Source organism: Vogesella facilis, assembly GCF_042648525.1.
Lineage (GTDB): Bacteria > Pseudomonadota > Gammaproteobacteria > Burkholderiales > Chromobacteriaceae > Vogesella > Vogesella facilis.
In genome coordinates this window covers 103,036-109,487 of record NZ_JBHRXN010000036.1, presented here as the reverse complement: position 1 = coordinate 109,487, position 6,452 = coordinate 103,036, and the positions used below count along the sequence as shown (strand labels likewise).

Below are 6,452 nucleotides of genomic sequence, written 5' to 3'. Positions count from 1 at the left end.
TGAAGGTTTTGTCGGCAGTGGAGCCGTCGGCGCTGGTGGCGCGCACGGTGATGTCGTAGTGATCGGCGGCCTCGCGGTCGAGCGCGCCGGCGACGGTGACCAGGCCGGTGCTGGCATCGATGGCGAAGCGGCCGCCGGCGTTGTCGCTCAGCGTGTAGGCAATTGCCTGCCCGCCGGCATCGGCATCGCTGGCGAAGGCGGTGAGGCCGACTGTGGTACCGACGCTGCTGTTCTCATCTACCGCATTGTTGGCCGCATCGCTGTCGCTGGGGCCGACCACCGGGTTGTCGTTGACGTTGCCGATATTGATGGTGAAGCTCTGGCTGCTGCTGCCTCCCACGCCGTCGGCAGCCAGTACGGTGATGCTGTGGCTGGTGGCGGTTTCGTAGTCCAGAAGTGCGCCATTGGCCACGCTGACCACTCCGGTGACGGGGTCGATCTGGAAGCGGCCGCCGGCATCATCGCTAAGGGTGTAGGTGACGACGCTTCCGTGATCCACGTCTGTGGCGTGAGCGGTAATGCCGACCAGTGTGCCGTTAGCTGCGCCTTCGGCCACGATATTGGTGGCGGCATCGCTGTCTGTGGCAACGGTGGGGGCGTCGTTGGTGCCGGTGATGGTGATGGTGACCAGCTGGTCGACATAGCCGCCGTGATTGTCGCTGACACGCACGGTGAAACTGTCGGCAAGGGTTTCGCCTGCCGCCAGGGCATCGACCGCACCGCTGTCGTGAACGGTGTAGTGCCAGCTGCCATCGGTATCCACGCTGGCAGTGCCGTAGGCTGCCGGGGTGCCATGCAGGGCAAAGCTGTGGCTGTCGCTGCTATCGACATCGCTGTAGGCAATGACGCCGCTGGTGCTCATGCTGCTACTGTCGTCACCTTCCGACACCGTGCCGCTGGCGGTGGTGTGGGTCGCATCGATCTGCGGCGCGTCATTGGTGCCGACGATGGTGACGGTGACATTCTGCGTGAGCACTGCGCCATGCCCGTCGTTGATGGTGACCACATAGGTTTCGGTAACGGTCTGGCCTTCAGCGAGGTACTGGGCGGCGGCATTGTTCAGTGCGTAAGTCCAGTTCACGCTGCCGTCGGTGGTGCCGCTGCCTTCGGTCAGCGGGGCCAGTGTAAAAGTGCCCAGCGCGGTGCTGTTGCCGGCGGCGGGGGCAAACGAGGCACTGTGGAGGTCGTGCGCGTCCGCGTCATGGAAAGCGATGCTGCCCGAGGTGGTCAATTTGTCGCTGGGGCTGGGCGTCTGCTGGGCATCTTCGGTGACCGTGCCGCTGCTGATGCTGGCCGTGCTGAGGGTGATGACATCGTTGGCACCGGAGAATGCCACCTGTGCCGTTGCCCAGCTGAGCGTGCCGTTACCAAGGCGGATGGCATAGGTAAAGCTGTCCTTCAGCACTTCGCCCGCCGACAGTGCCTGCAGGCTGGCTTTGAACGTGTCGGATAGCATGGTTGCGTCGTAGCCCACCTTGCCGTCGGCGGTAATCCAGATCTTTGCGCCATTCGCGCTGTAGTCGGGGGTCGAGTCGATGACCCCCCCTTTGTCGTCCTGCACCAGCAGGTCCGCCGGGGCGTAGGTTTTGGTGCCGGTCGAGGTGCTGATGCCATCATCCAGCGACCACAGCGTTTTCGCATTGCCACCCAGGTCGTTGGCCATCACGTCCAGGTACATCACCGCCAGCAAGTCTTCCGTGATGGTGCTGCTTAGCCCGTTGATCAGCGCGCTGCTGAAGGTGTCGTCCGAGGCTTGGGGCGTATTCGAGAACGAGGTGGTGGTACCGCCGCTGCTTGTCGTGGCCATGTTGATCTCCCTGAATGGTGGTGCTCGCTTGCGTTTACCCAGCAAGCCAATCTGTAAACTTTTCGAATAGTAGTTTTCAGGAGAGTTAAATCTATTGTCCTTCGGTACACCCCGTTTTTTGCTGGTAAAAGAACGGCCGATGCGCTATTTGCGGCATTTTTCCGGCGGCAGAAATGCAAAAACCCCGCACCGGGGTGCGGGGTTTGTCGTGCGGCCAACCTTGCGGGTGTTAGCGATCCACGTGGTAGTTCGGCGCTTCCTTGGTGATCTGCACGTCGTGCACGTGGGATTCGCGCATGCCGGCGGAGGTGATCTCCACGAAGCCGGCTTTTTCGTGCATTTCGTCGATGGTCTTGCAGCCGAGGTAGCCCATGGAGGAGCGCAGGCCGCCCACCAGCTGGTGGATTACCTGGGCGATCGGGCCCTTGTACGGTACGCGGCCTTCGATGCCTTCCGGCACGAACTTGTCGGCGTTGCTGGTGGTGTCCTGGAAGTAGCGGTCGGCGGAGCCCTGGCTCATTGCGCCCAGGCTGCCCATGCCACGGTAGGACTTGTAGGAACGGCCCTGGTACAGCTCGACTTCACCCGGGGCTTCCTCGGTACCGGCGAACATGCCGCCCAGCATCACGGCGTTGCCGCCGGCGGCCAGCGCCTTGGAGATGTCGCCGGAGAAGCGGATGCCACCGTCGGCGATCATCGGTACGCCGGTGCCTTTCAGCGCCTCGGACACGTTGTGGATGGCGGTCAGCTGCGGTACGCCGACACCGGCCACGATACGGGTGGTGCAGATGGAGCCGGGGCCGATGCCGACTTTCACGCCGTCGGCGCCGGCAGCCACCAGCGCGCGGGCGGCGTCGGCGGTGGCGATGTTGCCGCCGATCACGTCAACCTGCGGGAAGTTGGTTTTTACCCACTTCACGCGATCCAGCACGCCCTGGCTGTGGCCGTGGGCGGTGTCGACCACGATCACGTCCACGCCGGCAGCCACCAGCGCGGCTACGCGCTCGTCGGTGTCGCCACCGGTGCCGACCGCTGCGCCTACGCGCAGGCGGCCCTGGCTGTCCTTGTTGGCGTTCGGGTGTTCGCTGGTCTTGATGATGTCTTTAACGGTGATCAGGCCCTTCAGTTCGAAGGCATCGTTGATCACCAGCACGCGCTCCAGGCGGTGGGTGTGCATCAGGCCGCGGGCTTCTTCGATGCTGGCGCCTTCCTTGACCGTCACCAGACGCTCGCGCGGGGTCATGATGCTGGCTACCGGCTGATCCAGGCGGGTTTCGAAGCGCAGGTCACGGTTGGTGACGATGCCGACTACCTTGCCATCCTGCACCACCGGCAGGCCGGAAATCTTGTGTTGACGAGTGAGCAATACCAGATCGCGCACCAGCATGTCCGGTGCGATGGTGATCGGATCCTTCACCACGCCGCTTTCATGGCGCTTGACCTTGGAGACCTCCTGCGCCTGCTTGTCGGCAGACATGTTCTTGTGGATGATGCCGATGCCGCCTTCCTGCGCCATGGCAATGGCGAGGCGGGCTTCGGTCACGGTATCCATGGCAGCGGAGATCAGCGGCAGGTTCAGGCTGATATTGCGGGTCAGGCGGGTGGTGAGGGCAACGTCGCGCGGCAGTACAGCGGAATGGGCCGGGACGAGGAGAACGTCGTCGAAAGTATAGGCTTTCTCGATGATGCGCATCTTGGCGTTCCTTAAGCGGCAAAAACGCATTATACCGATACCCGCCGGGCTCTGCAAAACCCTGCTAGGCTTCGTCTGATAGGGCTGGCCATATACAATTCAGTCTATCGTGCAAACGCTACTGGGGATCGATGATGGGTAAGGGATACAGATGGTTGCTGCTGGCGGGCCTGTTGGCCGCAGGCGTGGCCGAGGCAGCCGATGTGTACCGCTGGGTGGATGCCAATGGCCGCACCGTTTTTTCCGATACGCCGCCGCCGGGCCGCCGCTCCAGCAAGCTGACGCTGCAGCCGGGAGGCATCGTGCCGGCACCGGAGGCCTCGGCACCGGACGGCAAGGCGCCGCTGGATGCCAAGGCGCTGGCGGCCAAGGCACAGGAACAGAACCGGCGCATGATGGCGGCCAACTGCAAGACCGCCAAGGAAAACCTGGCGCTGATGTCCAAGCCGCCGGTGCCGGGGCGCGCGCCGGATGCGGGCAAGGCCGAGGCCATTCGCCGGGCACAGGATGACGTGAAGACCTGGTGCCAGCAGTAATGACGCAAAAGTTTGACCCCAAGCCGGTACTGGCCAGCCTGCCTGGCCTGCCCGGCGTGTACCGTATGCTGGATGCCGCTGGCAACGTGCTGTATGTCGGCAAGGCCATCGACCTCAAGAAGCGCGTCAGCTCCTATTTCCAGAAAAGCGATCTCAGCCCGCGCATCCAGCTGATGGTGGCGCAGATCGCCGGCATTGAGACCACGGTGGTGCGCAGCGAGGCCGAAGCGCTGATCCTAGAAAACAACCTGATCAAGGCGCTGGCCCCCAAGTACAACATCCTGTTCCGCGACGACAAGTCCTATCCCTACCTGATGTTGTCCGGGCATGACTACCCGCAGCTGGCGTACTTCCGCGGCGAGCCGAAAAAGCCCAACCAGTTTTTCGGCCCTTATCCCAATGGCTACGCGGTGCGCGAGAGCATCCAGATCCTGCAGAAGGTGTTCCGCCTGCGCACCTGCGAGGACAGCGTGTTCGCCAATCGCTCCCGTCCCTGCCTGCTGTTCCAGATCAAGCGCTGTTCCGGGCCGTGCACCGGCGAGATCAGTCCCGAGCATTACCGCGAGGACGTGCGCCGGGCGGTGACTTTCCTGCAGGGCAAGCAGAGCGAACTGATCGACGAACTGAGCGACCGCATGTTGGCCGCATCGCAAAACCTGGAGTTTGAACAGGCTGCCGAGCTGCGCGACCAGATCCAGGCGTTGTCGCGGGTGCAGGAGAAGCAGTTCGTCTCCAGCAATGCCACCCAGCTGGATGCCGACGTGGTAGCCATCGCCAGCGACGGCGGCCTGGTGTGCGTCAACCTGGTGATGATCCGCGGCGGCCGCCACCTGGGTGACAAGAGCTTCTTCCCCAGCAATCCGGACGACACCCTTGCGGCCAACCTGGAGGCCTTCCTGGCGCAGCATTATCTGGGCGCGGCGCTGCCGGCGGTGATCATCCACAACGAGCTGGTGGCACCGGAATTGCAGCAGTTGCTCGTAGAGCAGGCGCAGAAACGGTTGGCCTTTGTCGGCAACCCGATCGGCGAGCGCCGCGTCTGGCTGGAGATGGCGGAGAAGAACGCGCGCATCGCCATCGGCCAGCGCCTGTTGAGCGCCGCCAGCCAGCACGCCAGGTTGGCCGCACTGGCCGAACTGATGGAGGTGGACGAGGTGGCGCGGCTGGAATGCTTCGACATCAGCCACACCATGGGCGAGGCCACGGTGGCGTCCTGCGTGGTGTATGACCGCGGCGGCATGCAGCCGTCGGAATACCGCCGCTTCAATATCGAAACCGCGGCGGCGGGCGACGATTATGCCGCCATGCGCGAGGCGCTGACCCGGCGCTACAGCAAGCTGGCCGCCGGCGAGGGCAAGTTGCCGGACGTGCTGCTGATCGACGGCGGCAAGGGGCAGGTGGGGGTGGCGCTGGAAGTGCTGGCGGAAGTTGGTGTGGATGTGCCCATCGTCGGCGTGGCCAAGGGCGAGGAGCGCAAACCGGGGCTGGAAACACTGATCGTGCCGCACTTGCAAAAAACGCTACAATTGCCGCGCGATCACGCCGCCCTGCACCTGATCCAGACCGTGCGCGACGAGGCCCACCGCTTCGCCATTACCGGACACCGCGCACGACGGGCCAAGGCCAGGACGCAATCCACGCTGGAGGACATCCCGGGCGTGGGGCCAACGCGGCGCCAGCGCCTGCTCACCCGTTTTGGCGGCTTGCGCGGCGTGATCGCCGCCAGTATCGATGATCTGGCGCAAGTAGACGGCATCAGCCATGCGCTGGCCGAAAAAATCCATAATGCCCTGCATTGAATAACAAGACCCAACCATGCCCTTCAACTTGCCGATTTTGCTTACCTGGCTGCGCGTGGCGCTGATTCCCGTCTGCGTAGCCGTGTTCTTCCTGCCCGATAGCGTGCTGATCCAGCACCATCGCAACAGCCTGGGCGCCTTCATCTTCGGCATGGCGGCCGCCACCGACTGGCTGGATGGCTACCTGGCACGCCGGCTGGGGCAAACCTCCGCCTTCGGCGCCTTCCTCGACCCGGTGGCGGACAAGCTGATCGTGGCGGCGGCGCTGATCCTGCTGGTGGAACTGGGGCGGCTGGAGGGCTGGATGGCGATGATCATCATTGGCCGCGAGATCACCATCTCGGCGCTGCGGGAATGGATGGCGGAAATGGGGCGCCGCAACAGCGTGGCGGTGGCCTATATCGGCAAGCTGAAAACCGCGGCGCAGATGGGGGCCATTCTGCTGCTGCTGTATGCCGGCCCGATTGTGCCGGGTATCGATACCATGACCGCCGGCAGCCGCTTGATGGTGGTGGCGGTGATTTTGACTTTGTGGTCAATGGTTTATTACTTGCAGATGGCGGCGCGGGAATTTTCGGGCAAAAAAATTGATGGTTGAGCGTTGACAATCTCGAATC

Annotated in this window: 5 protein-coding genes; 3 read left to right on the top strand and 2 right to left on the bottom strand. The window is 63.5% G+C overall.

The window, feature by feature from the left end:
• Positions 1-1,807: VCBS domain-containing protein (locus ACFOLG_RS15855; protein WP_386093578.1), on the bottom strand; the 1,807-nt coding region annotated here is incomplete at its 3' end.
• Positions 1,808-2,036: 229 nt separating this feature from the next.
• Positions 2,037-3,500 carry an IMP dehydrogenase gene (gene guaB, locus ACFOLG_RS15850; RefSeq protein ID WP_386093575.1) on the bottom strand — a complete coding sequence of 488 codons (1,464 nt, stop codon included), beginning with the start codon at positions 3,498-3,500 and terminating at the stop codon, positions 2,037-2,039.
• Between the two features lie 155 nt (positions 3,501-3,655).
• On the opposite strand from guaB, the gene ACFOLG_RS15845 reads away from it, so the two are divergent.
• The 3 genes from ACFOLG_RS15845 to pgsA are packed head-to-tail and all read left to right on the top strand — an operon-like array spanning position 3,656 to position 6,433.
• Positions 3,656-4,036, top strand: a complete 381-nt coding sequence (locus ACFOLG_RS15845; RefSeq protein WP_386093572.1) for a DUF4124 domain-containing protein — start codon at positions 3,656-3,658, stop codon at positions 4,034-4,036.
• Positions 4,036-5,835 (top strand): excinuclease ABC subunit UvrC, encoded by a 1,800-nt coding sequence (gene uvrC / locus ACFOLG_RS15840; protein ID WP_386093569.1) that lies wholly within the window; start codon positions 4,036-4,038, stop codon positions 5,833-5,835. Before ACFOLG_RS15845 ends, uvrC begins: the two co-directional genes overlap by 1 nt.
• Positions 5,836-5,851: 16 nt before the next feature.
• Positions 5,852-6,433, top strand: a complete 582-nt coding sequence (gene pgsA / locus ACFOLG_RS15835; RefSeq protein ID WP_386093567.1) for a CDP-diacylglycerol--glycerol-3-phosphate 3-phosphatidyltransferase — start codon at positions 5,852-5,854, stop codon at positions 6,431-6,433.
• The last annotated feature ends 19 nt before the right edge of the window (positions 6,434-6,452 follow it).

Bases quoted from the DNA above. Each gene is read 5' to 3' on its own strand.
- pgsA (WP_386093567.1), top strand. From the start codon at position 5,852: ATGCCCTTCAACTTGCCGATTTTGCTTACCTGGCTGCGCGTGGCGCTG.
- uvrC (WP_386093569.1), top strand. From the start codon at position 4,036: ATGACGCAAAAGTTTGACCCCAAGCCGGTACTGGCCAGCCTGCCTGGC.
- guaB (WP_386093575.1), bottom strand. From the start codon at position 3,500: ATGCGCATCATCGAGAAAGCCTATACTTTCGACGACGTTCTCCTCGTC.